This window comes from Streptomyces sp. V2I9 (genome assembly GCF_030817475.1).
In the GTDB taxonomy this organism is placed as follows: domain Bacteria; phylum Actinomycetota; class Actinomycetes; order Streptomycetales; family Streptomycetaceae; genus Streptomyces.
Map to the genome: position 1 here is coordinate 6194510 of NZ_JAUSZJ010000002.1, position 15148 is coordinate 6209657.

Below are 15148 nucleotides of genomic sequence, written 5' to 3' on the forward strand. Positions count from 1 at the left end.
GGGAGGCAGCCCGTGACCGCTCACGCCGATCGTGAAGGCCGCACCGACACCCCAGGCCGCACCGACGCCCCGCCCTCCTCCGAGCGCACCGGTCCCGCGGGGACCGCGGGACGCACCGGCGTCTGGTTCATCGGAGCACGCGGCTCCGTGGCGACCACGGCCACGGCGGGCTGCGCCGCCATCGCCGCGGGCCTGCACCCACCGACCGGCATGGTCACCGAGACGCCCCCCTTCGCCGACAGCGGCCTGCCCGCCCTGACCAGCCTGGTCTTCGGCGGCCACGACACCCTCGACTGCCCGTCGGCCAAGCGCGCCGAGGCCCTCGCCGACGGCGGCGTGCTCCCGCACGGCCTCCCCTCCGCCGTACGCGCCGAACTCGACGCCGCCGACGCCGAGATCCGGCCGGGCGGACCGCTCCCCGGCGACAGCCGCACCGACCGGGAACTCATCGCCGCGTTCACCGCCGACCTCACCGACTTCGCGGACCGCCACGACCTGGCCCGCACCGTCGTCCTCAACGTCGCCTCCACCGAACCCGCCCCCGGCCCCGGCGACCCCCGACTGCCCGCCAGCTCCCTCTACGCGGCCGCCGCCCTGCGGGCCGGCTGCGCCTACGCCAACTTCACCCCGTCCACCGGTCTGCGCACCCCCGCGCTCACCGACGCCGTCGCCGCAAGCGGACTTCCCCACGCCGGACGCGACGGCAAGACCGGCCAGACGCTGCTCCGCTCCGTACTCGCCCCCATGTTCCTCCAGCGCGCCCTCGCCGTACGGGCGTGGTCCGGGTCGAACCTGCTGGGCGGCGGGGACGGGGCGGCGCTGGCCGATCCGGCGGCCGCCGCCGCCAAGAACGCCGGCAAGGAACGCGTCCTGGCCGACACCTTCGGCACCGCCCCCGAGGGCGAGGTGCACATCGACGACGTGCCCGCCATGGGGGACTGGAAGACCGCCTGGGACCACGTCGCCTTCGACGGCTTCCTCGGTTCCCGCATGATCCTCCAGACCATCTGGCAGGGCTGCGACTCGGCACTCGCCGCCCCGCTGGTCCTGGACCTGGCCCGGCTGCTCGCCCGCGCCCACGAGGTCGGGATCGGCGGCCCCCTGCCGGAGCTGGGCTTCTACTTCAAGGACCCGGACGGCGGCGCCCCGGCGGCGCTCGCCGAGCAGTACGCCACATTGCTCGCCTTCGCCGAGCGGCTGCGGGGCCGGGCATGAGGCGGCGACGGCGGCTCCTGCCCGCCGCGCCGGCCCTGGCCCTGTCGGCCGTCCCGGCCGGGCGGCGCAACGGCTGCGCACACGGCGCGGGCACCCCCGCCGTGGCCGAAGACCGCCTGTCCGGTGCGGGTGGGACTGCGCCCGCACCGGGCAGGCCCGCACCGGTCCCCACGGGCCGGAACGGCGAACGGGGCGCTGCTCCCAACCAGGGCGCTGCTCCTGACCGGGGCTCGGGCTCCGGTGCGCCCCGGCCGGGCGCGGGCTCCGGCCGGGGCGTCACCTCCGACCCTGGTCCGGGCGCCGACCGGGGCGCCGGCCGGGAGCGTCTGCGCGCGTGGGCCGAACTGCTGCGCGTCTCCGCCCTGTTCTCCGTACCGGGGGACGCCCTGGCAGGCGCGGCGGCGGTGGGCCGCCGACCCGGCCGGTCCACCGCACCGGCGATCGCCGCGTCGCTCTGCCTGTACGAGGCCGGGATGGCCCTCAACGACTGGGCCGACCGCGACGAGGACGCCGTGGACCGCCCGCACCGCCCGATCCCCTCGGGCCGCATCAGCCCGGCGGCGGCCCTGGGGGCGGCCGGGGCGCTGACGGCCGCGGGCCTCGCCCTGGCGGCGCGCGCAGGTCGCCCCGCGCTGACCGTCGCCACGGGCCTGGCCGCCACGGTCTGGGCCTACGACCTCCACCTGAAGCACACGAAGGCGGGCCCTGCGGCGATGGCCGCGGCCCGCTCGCTGGACCTGCTGCTGGGCGCTACGGCAACGGTCTCCGCCGGTACCACGGCGGCCGGCACGCCACGGGTACCGGCCGCGGCGCGGGTCGGCGTACCGGGCCGGGGCACTCGGCCCGACAACGTTGCCGGGCCTGCGCGGTCGACCGCGAGGGCCGCACCCCCGCCGGGCGTGATGGCGGCGGTCCTGCCCGCCCTGCCCGCCGCGCTGGTGCTCGGGGCGCACACGTACGGGCTCACCGCCGTCTCCCGCCACGAGGCGCAGGGCGGCTCCACCGGCACACCGCTCGCGGTGCTCGCCACGACGGCGGCGCTGGCGGCCGTGGTGGCGGGGGAGTGGCGGGGGCGGAGCCCGGACGGGCGCACCGTGACGAGCCTTCCCCTGGCGACGGCAGGCCCTGCCACCGCCACGCCCGGCCCCGGCGGCATGCGGCACACCGCCGGCACCATCGCCCCGCGTCCCGCAGGACTCCGGCCCACCGCCCCCGCCACGGCCGACACCCCCGCCGACGCGTGGCAGACGCCCGGCGCGGCCCCCGCCCGCGCCGCACGCCTGCACGGCCTCCTCGGACGCCCCGCCGCCCCCGCCCGTCTCCGCGACCCCCTCGGCCCGCTTCCCACCCGTGGCGCGTGCCTCCTCGGCCTCCTCGGCGCGGCCCCCGCACGCGCCGCACACCTCCGCGACCCCCTCGGACGGCTCGCCGCCGACCCCGGCCGCCTCGTGGCCGTCGGGCTCGCCGGCGCCTACCTCCGTACCGCCGGGCCGCCCCTCCTGCACGCCGCCCTGAACCCGTCCCCACCGCTGACCCGGCGGGCGGTCGGCGGAGGCATCCGGGCCATGATCCCGCTCCAGGCCGCGCTCGCCGCCCGCGCCGGGTCGCCCGTCACCGGTCTCGCCGTCATGGGGCTCGCCCCCCTCGCCCGCAGCCTCGCCCGGAAGGTGAGCCCCACATGACCCTCCACCTCGGATACGGCACCAACGGGCTCACCGACCTCCGCCTCGACGACGCCCTCGGTCTGCTCGCCGACCTCGGGTACGAGGGCGTCGGCCTGACCCTCGACCACATGCACCTGGACCCGCTGGCCCCGGACCTCGCCGAGCGGACCCGCCAGGTCCGCCGACGGCTCAGCTCCCTCGGCCTCCGGGTCACCGTGGAGACCGGGGGCCGCTACGTCCTCGACCCGCGCCGCAAACATGGCCCCTCCCTCCTCGACCCGGACCCCGACGGCCGCGCCGCCCGCACCGCCCTGCTGGTCCGCGCCGTCGACGTCGCCGCCGAACTCGGCGCACACGCCGTCCACTGCTTCAGCGGCGTCACCCCGCCCGGCACCTCGACGGACACCGCGTGGAAGCGGCTCACCGAGGCGATCGCCCCCGTCCTCGAAGCCTCCGACCGTACGGGCGTCCCCCTCGCCGTCGAACCCGAACCCGGCCATCTCCTCGCCACCCTGGCGGACTTCCACCAGCTGCGCGGCCTTCTGGGCGATCCGGGACCGCTCGGCCTCACCCTCGACATCGGCCACTGCAAGTGCCTGGAGGACGCGTCCCCGGCGGACTGCGTCCGCGACTCCGCCCCCTGGCTCCGGCACGTCCAGATCGAGGACATGCGGCGTGGGGTCCACGAGCACCTCCCGTTCGGCGAGGGGGAGATCGACTTCCCGCCCGTGCTCGCCGCCCTCGCCGCCTCGGAGTACCGGGGTCTCACCGTCGTCGAACTGCCCCGCCACTCGCACGCCGGACCCGAACTGGCCCGCAGCTCCCTCGACTTCCTCCGTGCGGCCCTGACACGCGACGCCGCGAACCGCGACGCCCCGACACGGGATGCCCTGACACGCGACGCCGCGACGCACGACATCCCGGACGCCGCCGTCACGAGGAAGGGGGCCGCGCCGTGCTGACGTCCCGCAAGGAACTCGAAGCCGAACTCGGCGGGGCCGCCCGCGCCTGGCTGGACGAAGCCCTGGCCGAGGCCGCCCACGAGGCGTCCCGCACCGGTGCCGCCGCCGACGGCCCGTACACCTCCCCGTACGCATCCCCGCCGTGGGAGCTGCGCTACGCCGCGGCGGGCCGGCACTGCGGCCCGGAGCACGCCGACTCCGTACGCTCCCTCCTGCTCACCGAGGCCCGCGCCCCGCTCACCTCCGTCACCCGCCTCTACGACCAGGGCACCGCCGCCGAACGGCGCGCCGTCCTGCTCACCCTGCACCTCCTCGACCTGGGCGACACCGCCCTCCCTCTCATCGAGGACGCCCTGCGCACCAACGACACCCGGCTGATCGCCGCTGCCGTCGGCCCCTGTGCCGCCGACCACCTCGACCCGCACGCGTGGCGCCACGCCGTACTGAAGTGCCTGTTCACCGAGGTGCCGGTCGCCTCCGTCGCCCGGCTCGACGAGCGGGCCAGGGGCGACGCCGAACTCGCCCGCATGCTGTACGACTTCGCGGCCGAGCGCACCGCCGCCGGCCGCCCCGTGCCCGAAGACCTGCGGACGGTCCTCGCCCTCACCGCCCCGCCCGGTGCACGCGACCGCCAGGCCCCGCCGACCGCAGCCCCCGCCCCCACGGAGGAGTCCTGATGCGCATCTTCGACCCCCACATCCACATGACCTCCCGCACCACCGACGACTACCGGGCGATGTACGAGTCGGGGGTCCGCGCGCTCGTCGAACCCTCCTTCTGGCTCGGCCAGCCCCGCACCTCGCCCGCCAGCTTCTTCGACTACTTCGACGCGCTGCTCGGCTGGGAGCCCTTCCGCGCCTCCCAGTACGGCATCGCCCACCACTGCACGCTCGCCCTCAACCCGAAGGAGGCGAACGACCCCCGCTGCACCCCCGTCCTGGACGCGCTGCCCCGCTACCTCGTCAAGGACTCCGTCGTCGCCGTCGGGGAGATCGGCTACGACTCCATGACCCCGGCCGAGGACCACGCGCTCGCCGCCCAGCTCCAGCTCGCCGCCGATCACGCGCTGCCCGCCCTCGTGCACACCCCGCACCGCGACAAGCTCGCCGGCCTGCACCGCACCATCGACGTCGTCCGCGAATCGGACCTCGCCCCGGAGTCGGTGCTGCTCGACCACCTCAACGAGACCACCGTGCGGGCCGCACTCGACAGCGGCTGCTGGGCCGGGTTCTCCATCTACCCCGACACCAAGATGGACGAGGACCGCATGGTCACCGTCCTGAAGAACCACGGCACCGAGAAGATCCTCGTCAACTCGGCCGCCGACTGGGGGAAGAGCGACCCCCTCACGACCCGCAAGGTCGCCGACACCATGCTGAAGGCCGGTTTCACCGAGGACGACGTCGACCAGGTCCTGTGGCGCAACCCGGTCGCCTTCTACGGCCGGAGCGGCCGTCTCCACCTGGACGTCCCCGCCCCCGACGCCCTCCACGAGGGCAACTCCATCCTGCGCGGCGGGGAGTGAGGCCATGCGCTTCCGCCACCCCGACGGCTCCACCGTCCACCTCGCCTACTGCACCAACGTCCACCCGGCCGAAACCCTCGACGGCGTCCGCGCCCAGCTCCGCGACCACTGCGAACCCGTCCGCCGCCGACTCGGCCGGGACCGGCTCGGCATCGGCCTCTGGCTGGCCCGCGACGCCGCCCGCACCCTGATCAACGACCCCGCCGAACTCCGCGCCCTGCGCGCCGAACTCGACGGCCGCGGCCTCGAAGTGGTCACGCTCAACGGCTTCCCGTACGAAGGGTTCGGCGCCGCCGAGGTCAAGTACCGGGTCTACCGCCCCGACTGGACCGAACCCGACCGCCTCGCCCACACCACCGACCTCGCCCGCCTCCTGGCCGCCCTGCTCCCCGACGACGTCACCGAGGGCACCGTCTCCACCCTGCCGCTCGCCTGGCGCACCCCCTACGACGGCGACGCCGGGGCCGCCCGCACCGCACGCGCCGCCCTGATCACGCTCGCCCAGCGCCTCGACGCGCTCGCCGAACTGACCGGCAAGTCCGTCCGCGTCGGCCTCGAACCGGAACCCGGCTGCACGGTGGAGACCACCGCCGACGCCATCGCCCCGCTCACCGACGTCGGCCACCACCGCATCGGCCTCTGCGTCGACACCTGCCACCTCGCCACCTCGTTCGAGGACCCCGGCACCGCGCTCGACGCCCTGACCGCCGCCGGCATCCGCGTCGTCAAGTCCCAGCTCTCCGCCGCCCTGCACGCCGAGCACCCCCACCTGCCCGAGGTCCGCGCCGCGCTCGCCGCGTTCGCCGAACCCCGCTTCCTGCACCAGACCCGCACCCGCACCGCCGCCGGACTGCGCGGCACCGACGACCTGGACGAAGCCGTCACCGGCCGGGCGCTCCCCGACTCCACCCCCTGGCGCGCCCACTTCCACGTACCGCTGCACGCGCCCCCCGCACCCCCGCTCACCTCGACACTGCCCGTGCTCCGGGACACGCTCGCCCGGCTCATCGGCGGACCCGTACCCCTGACCCGCCACCTGGAGGTGGAGACGTACACCTGGCAGGCACTGCCCGCCGTCCTGCGGCCCCGCACCCGCGCCCAGCTCGCCGACGGCATCGCCGCCGAACTCACCCTCGCCCGCGACCTCCTGGTCGACCTCGGCCTCAAGGAACTGCCATGAGCGCGCCCGACCCCGGCACGGAAACCGCACAGGAGACCGGCGGTCCCACCCCGCTCCTGGTCCTCGACGTCGTCGGCCTCACCCCTCAGCTCCTGACCCACATGCCGAACCTCCGGGCCCTGGGGGAGCAGGGCGCGCAAGCACCGCTCTCCACCGTGCTGCCCGCCGTCACCTGCGCCGCCCAGTCCACCTTCCTCACCGGCGCCATGCCCGCAGAACACGGCATCGTCGCCAACGGTTGGTACTTCCGCGAACTGGGCGACGTCCTGCTGTGGCGCCAGCACAACGGGCTCGTCGCGGGCGACAAGCTGTGGGACGCCGCCCGCCGCGCCCACCCCGGCTACACCGTCGCCAACATCTGCTGGTGGTACGCGATGGGCGCCGACACCGACTGGACGGTCACCCCGCGTCCCGTCTACTACGCCGACGGCCGCAAGGAACCCGACTGCTACACCCGGCCCCCCGAACTCCACGACGAGCTCACCGGCGAACTCGGCACCTTCCCCCTCTTCCACTTCTGGGGCCCCGGCGCCGACCTCGTCTCCTCCCGGTGGATCATCGACGCCACCCGGCACATCCTCGCCACCCGCACCCCCGACCTCGCCCTCTGTTACCTGCCGCACCTCGACTACGACCTCCAGCGCTACGGCCCCGACGACCCCCGCTCGCACCGGGCCGCCGCCGACCTCGACCGCGCGATGGCCCCACTGCTGGCCGACGCCCGCGCCGAGGGGCGCACCGTCGTCGCGCTCTCCGAGTACGGCATCACCCGCGTCGACCGGCCCGTGGACATCAACCGCGCCCTGCGCCGTGCGGGCCTCCTGGAGGTCCACACCCAGGACGGCATGGAGTACCTGGACCCGATGGCCTCCCGCGCCTTCGCCGTCGCCGACCACCAGCTCGCCCACGTCTACGTACGCCGCCCCGAGGACCTGGCGGCGACCCGCGCCGCCCTCGCGGACCTGCCCGGCATCGACCAGCTCCTCGACGACGAGGGCAAGAAGGCCCACCACCTGGACCACCCCCGCTCCGGCGAACTGGTCGCCGTCGCGGAGAAGGACGCCTGGTTCACGTACTACTACTGGCTCGACGACGCCCGCGCCCCCGACTTCGCCCAGCTCGTCGAGATCCACCGCAAGCCCGGCTACGACCCCGTCGAACTCTTCATGGACCCCCGGGACCCCTACGTCCGGGTCAAGGCACTCTCGGCGGTCGCCCGCAAGAAGCTCGGCCTGCGCTACCGCATGGCGGTCGTCCCCCTGGACCCGTCGCCCGTTCGCGGCAGCCACGGCCGCCTCCCCGAGAGCGACGACGAAGGTCCGCTCATCCTCTGCTCCACCCCCCACGCGTTCACCGGCCGGGTCAGGGCCACCGGCGTGAAGTCCCTGCTCCTCCAGCTCGCCGGACTGCACTGACAACGCCCGGCACCGCACCGCTCGCCCATGCCACCCACGTCATCCATGTCACCCAAGGGAGCCACGCGAACATGAGCCGCACCTCCAAGGACACCGGACTCGCCCGCAGACTGAGCCGCCGCGACATCCTCGGTGTCGCCGCCGGAGCCGCCGCCGCCTCCATCATCGGCACGGCGAGCGCGCGGGCCGACAGCGGGGACCGAGGGCAGGGACACGGCACGGGCCACGGCCACGGGCACGGCAAGGGCCGGCCCGTCCTGCCCCCCGGCCGCCTCGGCATCCAGCTCTACAGCCTCCGCGACCAGGTCTCCACGCTCGGCTTCGGCCCCGTCTTCTCCGAACTGGAGAAGTACGGCTACGACGAGATCGAGTTCGCCGGCTACACCCAGGGCTCGGCGGGCCCCATCACCCTGGCCCAGCTCAAGCGGCTGGCCAAGGACCACGGCCTCGACCCGATCGGCAGCCACGTCGGCTACTACAACGACGGCGACCCCGGCGCGTACACCTTCGCCCAGAACCTGGAGAAGGTCCTCGACGACGCCCAGGCCCTCGGCCTCAAGCACATCGGCACGGCCTCCGGCCCGTTCCGCTACGGCGCGACGGTCGACGGCTGGAAGCGGGCGGCCGAGGACTTCAACACGTACGGCGCCGCCGCCCGCGAGCGCGGCATGAAGTTCTACCAGCACAACCACGCCGAGGAGTTCTCCTTCGCGACCGACCAGCCGAAGGTGCGCCTCTACGATGTCCTGCTCGCCGAGACCGACCCCGACCTCGTGCACCTGGAGATGGACATCTACTGGGCGTACTGCGCCCAGTTCCGCTTCAGCACGCGCGTGGATGGCACCCCGGCCCCGCTCGACCCGCTGAAATACGTCCTGAAGCACCCGGACCGCTACCCGCTGTTCCACGTCAAGGACGGCGTCCGCGACGACACGACGCGCGACGGCTACCGCATGGCGGACGTCGGAGACGGGGACATCGACTACAGGACGTTCCTGTCCGAGGTCACCGGCCGCACCCACCGCGGCCGCAGCTACCACCACTGGCAGACCGAGCACGACAACCCGGTCGACTCGCTCGCCTTCGCCCGCAAGTCCGGCGAGCACCTGCACTCCCTGCGCTCGGGCCGCTGCGGCGACTGACCCGCCGCGCCCCTCACCGGCCCGGCCCACGGAGCCGGGCCGGTGAGGCTCACCGGCGGGCGGGGGCCGGCGGCAGCCGCGATCCCTCACGGACGCGCAGGCGGCCCGGCACCCCGCCCTGACCGGGGAGCCGGCCCCCACCGGCCCTCCCCACCGCACTGACCACCGGATATGCGGGTGAGGGGCACCCCGAACCCCTGGTATTGTTTTCCCTGTCGCCGCGGGAAACACACCGCGAAGGACACACCCGGTCCGGGTGGCGGAATGGCAGACGCGCTAGCTTGAGGTGCTAGTGCCCTTTATCGGGCGTGGGGGTTCAAGTCCCCCCTCGGACACCAGTAAAAACCCCAGTTCACCTGGGGTTTTTCTGTTTCTCGGACGGTGGCGCGACCCACAGCGGAACGAAGCCCCGGTTCACCCCCGTGATGACAGGCCGAGTCGGCCCGCTCCGGCGCGGTCGCCGGCGGCCCCGGGTCCTGCGGGCCGCCGGTCCGTGCTGTCCCTCAGGCCGCCCGCACGGGGGCCGGGGCCGCCAGCCGCTGCCGCAGATCGTCGAAGAGAGCCCCGTAGTCCTCGTCCGCCACGACCTGGCCGTACACGTAATGGTCGGGCCGGACCAGCACCGCGCGGGCCCCCGCCTCGGCGAGATACGGCAGGTACAGGCGATCGGTGTCGGCCACGACGTTCTCGCCCGCGGTGCCGGACGGGGCGTCGTCGGGGACGACCGTGACCAGTCGTACGTCCAGTTCCTTCAGCGTCTCCTCGGTACGCGCGTCGAGGTGGCGGCGGGGGTCCTCGGCGCAGAGGAGGACGAAGCCGGTTCCGACGACGTCGTCGAACAGCCCGGTCTCGGTACCCCGCCGCACTCGGCCCTGAGGGCTGAGCCGCCCGGCCAACCGCCCGCCGCCACCCCCGCCGTGGTGCAGCAGCCCCGTCCGCAGCGGGTGCACCGGGGCCTGGGGGGCGCCCTTGCCCACTCCGCGTTCCCGCGCGGCCATCATGGCCACGTCGCGGTCGGCGGCCGCGACCGGGTCGAGCTGGCAGATCACCTTCCCCAGATCCACCGACATCCGCACGCCGTGCCGAACATGTTGGGCGCGCTCGGCGACGTAGGTGTCCAGGACGTGATCGCCCGCCTTGCCGCGCAGCACCAGGTCCAGCTTCCAGGACAGGTTCGCCGCGTCCCGGATGCCCGAGCACATGCCCTGGCCTGCGAACGGTGGCATGACGTGGGCCGCGTCCCCCGCGATCAGCATGCGGCCCGCTCTCCACTGCTCCGCCCACCGGGCCTGGAAGGTGTAGACGGCGTGGCGCAGCAGGGTGGCGTTGTCCGGGGTGAGAGCGAAGGTCTTCAGCAGCCGCCAGGCGTTCTCCTCCGTGTCGAGTTCCTCGATCGGCTCGTCCGCGAGCCGCATGAACTCCCACCGCCGGTGGCCCGGTCCGGCGGAGGCGGCGGTCCGGGGCCGGGCCGGGTCACAGATCTGGAGGTTGTTGGGATCGAAGGCGCGGGGCTGGTGCAGCACGACGTCGCAGATCAGCCAGTCGTGCGAGAAGCCCAGGTCGTGCATGGAAGGGCCGATGCACTCGCGGACGAAGCTGTTCGCCCCGTCGCAGCCGACGAGCCAGCGGGCCGACAGCACCCGCCGTTCGCCCGCCCGGTCCACACAGGTCAGTTCGACGTGGCTGCCGTGGTCGTCGGCCTCGACCGCCTCCAGCCCGCGCAGGACCCGCAGGGTCGGCAGTTGCGCGCCGCGGGCGGACAGCGCGCTCTCCAAGGCGGGTTGGAACATCGAACTGGAGTCGGGCCAGTGGCACCAGCCGGTGGGCGACCCCTGGATGTCCAGCAGGACCTGTCCGTCCGCGTTCTGCCACACGTACCGGCCCGACGGCTCGGTCTCCTCGGCGATGTACCCGCCGAGGCCCAGCGTGGCCAGTGTGCGGGCCGCCTCGCTGTCGAAGGCCACGGCCCGCGACAGTGTGTACGGCTCGGGCCAGCGGTCCACCACGGTGACCTGCCAGCCCCGCTGGGCCATCAGGATCGCCAGCGTCTGCCCCACGGGGCCGTCGCCGACGATCAGCACGTCCGTATCCACGTCCATGGTCAGGCCACCCCTCAAGCGTCCTGGAGCAGGACGTGCCGGATGACGGCCTGGTACTCGTCGTTCTTCGCCAGCACCCGGGTCTCGTCCCGGCCGTTCTCCGCCTTGAGGTAGCGCCGCCCGACCAGCAGGAGCTGGCCGGTGTCGTAGGCGCGGCCGTAGATCAGGGTGCCCGCCGCGATCATCTCTCCCGCCCAGTGCCAGAACGGGTCGTCGTTCTCGCCGCTGGATATGGCCTTCCACTCGGCCAGTTCGCGTTCGGTCGTGGTGAAGCGGTACACGGCCAGCCATTCGCCGCCCGCGGTCCGGCGCTCCAGCACCAGGTGGGCGCCGTGCTCCAGGACGCGGTAGTCGAAGCCGAACTGGGTCTGCACCTCCTCGGACACCCGGACCGGTTCGGTGAACGACGGGCCGGCGAAGCCGACGTCGGCCAGCCAGAGTTCATCGCCGACGCGTACGAGGTTCAGCATGTGCTCCAGGTCGGGGCCGAACTCCCCGTTGGCACCACGCACGCCCGAGGAGATGACCGTCACGTCGTAACCCAGTTCGGTGAGCACCGCTCGGAAGAGACCGCTGTGCTCGTGGCAGATCCCGCCGCGGCGCTCCGTGATGAGCGCGTCGAAGAACACGTCGGCCCCGGCGTCCACGTCGTCCCAGATCGCCAGCCCCTTGGGGGCGTTGCGGGAGTTGTCGAACGGCACCGTCATCATGTGCCTCTTGTGCAGCTCGCGCAGGGTCCGGGCGGTCGGCTCCAGCGAGCCGGTGTAGCCGAGGTGCTTCAGGTAGGTGTCGAGTACGAACATGTCTGTTTCCGCCTCCGGGTCAGGTGTTCTGCGGGGTGAAGAGAAGCCCGTCCAGGTGCTCGGCGAGCATGGCAGGGGTCGGGTGGTCGAACAGCAGCATCGGGGTCGTCTCCAGACCGCACAGGTCGTTGATCCGGTTGCGGACCTCCACCGCGGTCAGTGAGCTGAACCCGACATCGAAGAATCCGGTCTCCTCGTCGAACTCCTCCGTCGTCTCGTGTCCCAGCGCGGCGGCCGCCAGCTCGATGACGAGTTGGGTCAGCTCCTTACGGCGCTCCTCGGCGGGGCGGTCGGACAGCCGGTCCACCAGGGGCAGCTCCGGTGTCTTCACCGCGTCCTCCCCTTCCGGTTCCTGCGGGGGTGCGGCCAGGTCTTCCTGGGGCATGACGGTCCTCTCCAACCAGTAGCGCTTGCGTTCGAACGGATAGGTGGGCAGGGGAAGGTGGTCGCGGTTCGGTGCGACGGCGAGGTCGTGGCCGCGCACGTGCAGCCGTCCCGACGCCGTGAGCAGGGACGCGGTCTCGGACTGTCCGCGCCGTACGGCGGGGATCGCGTCGCCGAGTCCGGTCAGGCTCTCCTGGACCATGGCTGTGAGCGTGTCCGCGGGTCCCACCTCCAGGAACGTGCGGACGCCCTCGGCCTCCAGGGTGCGCACGCCTGCGTCGAACTGGACGGTCGCCCGCACATGGCGGGCCCAGTACTCCGGTGTGGGGGGCTCGCCCGGCTCCATGAGCCGTCCCGTGATGTTGGAGACCAGCGGGATGCGCGGCGCGCTGTAGGAGAGTTCACTCGCCACCCGGATGAACTCCTCCCGCATGGGCTCCATGAGCGGGGAGTGGAAGGCGTGGCTGACGCGGAGCCGCTTGGTGCGGTGGCCGTCGGCCCGCAGCCGCTCGACGATGGCGAGCACAGGCTCTTCGGCCCCTGACAGCACCACCGAGGCCGGTCCGTTGACCGCGGCGATGCTGATCTCGTGCTCATGGCCGGCCAGGACCTCCGCGGCCTGCTCGGCGCCCATGGCCACGGCCACCATGGCTCCGCCGGCCGGCAACGCCTGCATCAGCCGGGCGCGGGCCGCCACCAGGGTCGCCGCGTCGCTCAACGACAGCATCCCGGCCACATGCGCGGCGACCAGTTCCCCGATGGAATGCCCGGCGACGATGTCCGGTTCCACCCCCCATGAGGCCAGCAGCCGTACCAGGGCCACCTCGTAGGCGAACAGGGCCGGCTGGGTGAACTCCGTACGGTCCAGCAGTGCGGCCCGCTCGGAGGACGGGTCCGCGAGCACCACCTCCCGGACCGGCCGCGGCAGCCGGGCGTCCAGCTCCTCGCACACCGCGTCGAAGGCGGCGGCGAACACCGGGAAGTCGGCGTGCAGTTCACGGCCCATCCCCGGCCGCTGACTGCCCTGGCCGGAGAAGAGGAACGCGAGCGGGCCCGGTACCACCTTGCCGGTCACCGCACGCGGCGAGGGTTTGCCCTCCGCGACGCGCCGGGCGGCGGCGAGAAGTTCCGCACGGTCGCCGCCGACCAGCACCGCCCGGTGCTCCAGTCCGGCCCTGCCCGTCGCCAGCGCACGGCCGAGAGCCGCGGTGTCCAGCTCCGGGTGCGCCTCCACGTGCCGCACCAACTGCTCCGCACGTGCGGCCAGAGCGGTCGGTGTCCTCGCGGAGAGCACCCAGGGAACCGGGGTGTCGTCCTGTTCCGTGGCCGGGCCCGTCTCCTCGCCCGCACCGGGAGCGGGCGGGGCCTGTTCGATGACGATGTGCGCGTTGGTCCCGCTCACGCCGAACGCCGACACGGCGGCGCGCCGGGCCCGCCCGGTATCCGGCCAGGGCCGCGCCTCGCTCAGCAGCCGCACGGTCCCCGCCGACCAGTCGACATGCGGACTCGGCTCGTCGACGTGCAGGGTCCGCGGCAGGGTGCCGTGGTCCATCGCCAGTACGGTCTTGATGATGCCGGCGACCCCGGCGGCGGACTGGGTGTGGCCGACGTTGGATTTCAGGGAGCCCAGCCACAGCGGCCGCTCGGGGCTCCGCCCCCGGCCGTACACGTTGATCAGGGCCTGGGCCTCGATGGGGTCGCCCAGCCTGGTGCCGGTGCCGTGCGCCTCGACCGCGTCGACGTCCGCGACGGTGAGGCCCGCCGCTGCCAGGGCCCGTCTGATCACCCGTTCCTGCGAGGGGCCGTTGGGCGCCGTCAAGCCGTTGGACGCGCCGTCCGAGTTCACCGCGCTGCCCCGGACGACGGCCAGGACGGGATGACGGTTGCGCTGCGCGTCGGAGAGCCTTTCCAGCAGCAGCAGGGACAGGCCCTCGGACCACCCCGTACCGTCGGCGGCGGAGGCGAACGCCTTGCACCGCCCGTCGGGTGACAGCCCGCGCTGCCGGGAGAACTCCACGAAGGTGTTCGGCTGGGCCATCACCGCCACACCGCCCGCCAGCGCCAGGTCGCACTCGCCCGAGCGCAGCGACTGGGCGGCCAGATGGACCGCCACCAGCGACGACGAACAAGCGGTGTCGACCGTCACGGACGGTCCCTCGAAACCGAAGCAGTACGAGGTCCGGCCCGAGACCAGGCTGCCTGCCACACCGGCGCCCTGGAACCCCTCGACCTCGGCCGGGGTGGCCGCGAGCCCGGTTCCGTAGTCGTGGTACATCACGCCCGCGAAGACACCCGTATTGCTGCCGCGCAGGGAGTGCGCGTCGATGCCGGCCCGCTCGCACACCTCCCACGTCGCCTCCAGGAACAGCCGCTGCTGCGGGTCGGTCGACAACGCCTCCCGTGGGGAGATGCCGAAGAACCTGGCGTCGAAGTCACCGGCGTCGTGCAGGAACCCCCCCTCGCGGACGTAGCTCTTGCCGGGGGAGTCCGGCGACGGGTCGTAGAGGCGTTCCACGTCCCACCCGCGGTCCTCGGGGAAGGGGGTGATGCCGTCCCCGCCGCGTTCCAGCAGTTCCCACAGGTCCTCCGGAGAACGGACGCCGCCGGGCAGCCGACATGCCATGCCCACGATCGCGATGGGCTCGACGGCCCGGTCGGTGGCCACCGTGAGTTCCCGGCGCAGGCGCTCGTTCTCCAGGAGGGACGCGCGCAGCGCCTCGACGACCGTCTTGTCGTGCGTGCTCATGTTCTTCTCCATC

At 73.7% G+C, this 15148-nt stretch carries 11 protein-coding genes and 1 tRNA gene; 9 read left to right on the top strand and 3 right to left on the bottom strand.

The features are described 5' to 3' along the window. Window positions 1-12: 12 nt before the first annotated feature. From QFZ71_RS26985 to QFZ71_RS27025, 9 genes are all read left to right on the top strand, one after another. The gene (locus QFZ71_RS26985) at window positions 13-1215 is read left to right on the top strand and encodes an inositol-3-phosphate synthase (protein WP_307670745.1); all 1203 of its coding nucleotides are present in this window, start codon (window positions 13-15) and stop codon (window positions 1213-1215) included. Then, on the top strand, window positions 1212-2897 hold the full coding sequence (locus tag QFZ71_RS26990) for an SCO3242 family prenyltransferase (protein ID WP_307670746.1): 1686 nt from the start codon (window positions 1212-1214) through the stop codon (window positions 2895-2897). The genes QFZ71_RS26985 and QFZ71_RS26990 overlap by 4 nt, the downstream gene beginning before the upstream one ends. Then, window positions 2894-3841, top strand: a complete 948-nt coding sequence (locus tag QFZ71_RS26995; protein WP_307670747.1) for a sugar phosphate isomerase/epimerase — start codon at window positions 2894-2896, stop codon at window positions 3839-3841. The genes QFZ71_RS26990 and QFZ71_RS26995 overlap by 4 nt, the downstream gene beginning before the upstream one ends. Continuing rightward, window positions 3835-4518: an EboA domain-containing protein gene (locus QFZ71_RS27000; protein ID WP_307670748.1), complete on the top strand. Its 684-nt coding sequence runs from the start codon at window positions 3835-3837 to the stop codon at window positions 4516-4518. The genes QFZ71_RS26995 and QFZ71_RS27000 overlap by 7 nt, the downstream gene beginning before the upstream one ends. Continuing rightward, window positions 4518-5366: a TatD family hydrolase gene (locus QFZ71_RS27005; RefSeq protein WP_307670749.1), complete on the top strand. Its 849-nt coding sequence runs from the start codon at window positions 4518-4520 to the stop codon at window positions 5364-5366. The genes QFZ71_RS27000 and QFZ71_RS27005 overlap by 1 nt, the downstream gene beginning before the upstream one ends. Window positions 5367-5370: 4 nt before the next feature. After that, window positions 5371-6546, top strand: a complete 1176-nt coding sequence (gene eboE / locus QFZ71_RS27010; protein ID WP_307670750.1) for a metabolite traffic protein EboE — start codon at window positions 5371-5373, stop codon at window positions 6544-6546. Then, window positions 6543-7961 carry a nucleotide pyrophosphatase/phosphodiesterase family protein gene (locus tag QFZ71_RS27015; RefSeq protein WP_307670751.1) on the top strand — a complete coding sequence of 473 codons (1419 nt, stop codon included), beginning with the start codon at window positions 6543-6545 and terminating at the stop codon, window positions 7959-7961. The genes eboE and QFZ71_RS27015 overlap by 4 nt, the downstream gene beginning before the upstream one ends. A gap of 71 nt (window positions 7962-8032) precedes the next feature. Continuing rightward, a complete protein-coding gene (locus QFZ71_RS27020) occupies window positions 8033-9103 on the top strand; it encodes a sugar phosphate isomerase/epimerase (protein ID WP_307670752.1) in 1071 nt (356 codons plus the stop codon). Window positions 9104-9353: 250 nt separating this feature from the next. Next, window positions 9354-9441: transfer RNA gene (locus tag QFZ71_RS27025), tRNA-Leu, on the top strand. 165 nt (window positions 9442-9606) lie between these two features. On the opposite strand, the gene QFZ71_RS27030 is transcribed toward QFZ71_RS27025, so the two are convergent. Genes QFZ71_RS27030 through QFZ71_RS27040 form a run of 3 tightly spaced genes read right to left on the bottom strand, consistent with a single transcriptional unit; the run spans window position 9607 to window position 15102 of the window. Continuing rightward, window positions 9607-11202, bottom strand: a complete 1596-nt coding sequence (locus QFZ71_RS27030; RefSeq protein ID WP_307670753.1) for a bifunctional 3-(3-hydroxy-phenyl)propionate/3-hydroxycinnamic acid hydroxylase — start codon at window positions 11200-11202, stop codon at window positions 9607-9609. 14 nt (window positions 11203-11216) lie between these two features. Continuing rightward, window positions 11217-12005, bottom strand: coding sequence for an arylamine N-acetyltransferase (locus QFZ71_RS27035; RefSeq protein ID WP_307670754.1), 789 nt, complete (start codon window positions 12003-12005; stop codon window positions 11217-11219). 19 nt (window positions 12006-12024) lie between these two features. Beyond that, window positions 12025-15102: a type I polyketide synthase gene (locus QFZ71_RS27040; protein WP_373465211.1), complete on the bottom strand. Its 3078-nt coding sequence runs from the start codon at window positions 15100-15102 to the stop codon at window positions 12025-12027. Window positions 15103-15148: the final 46 nt, after the last annotated feature.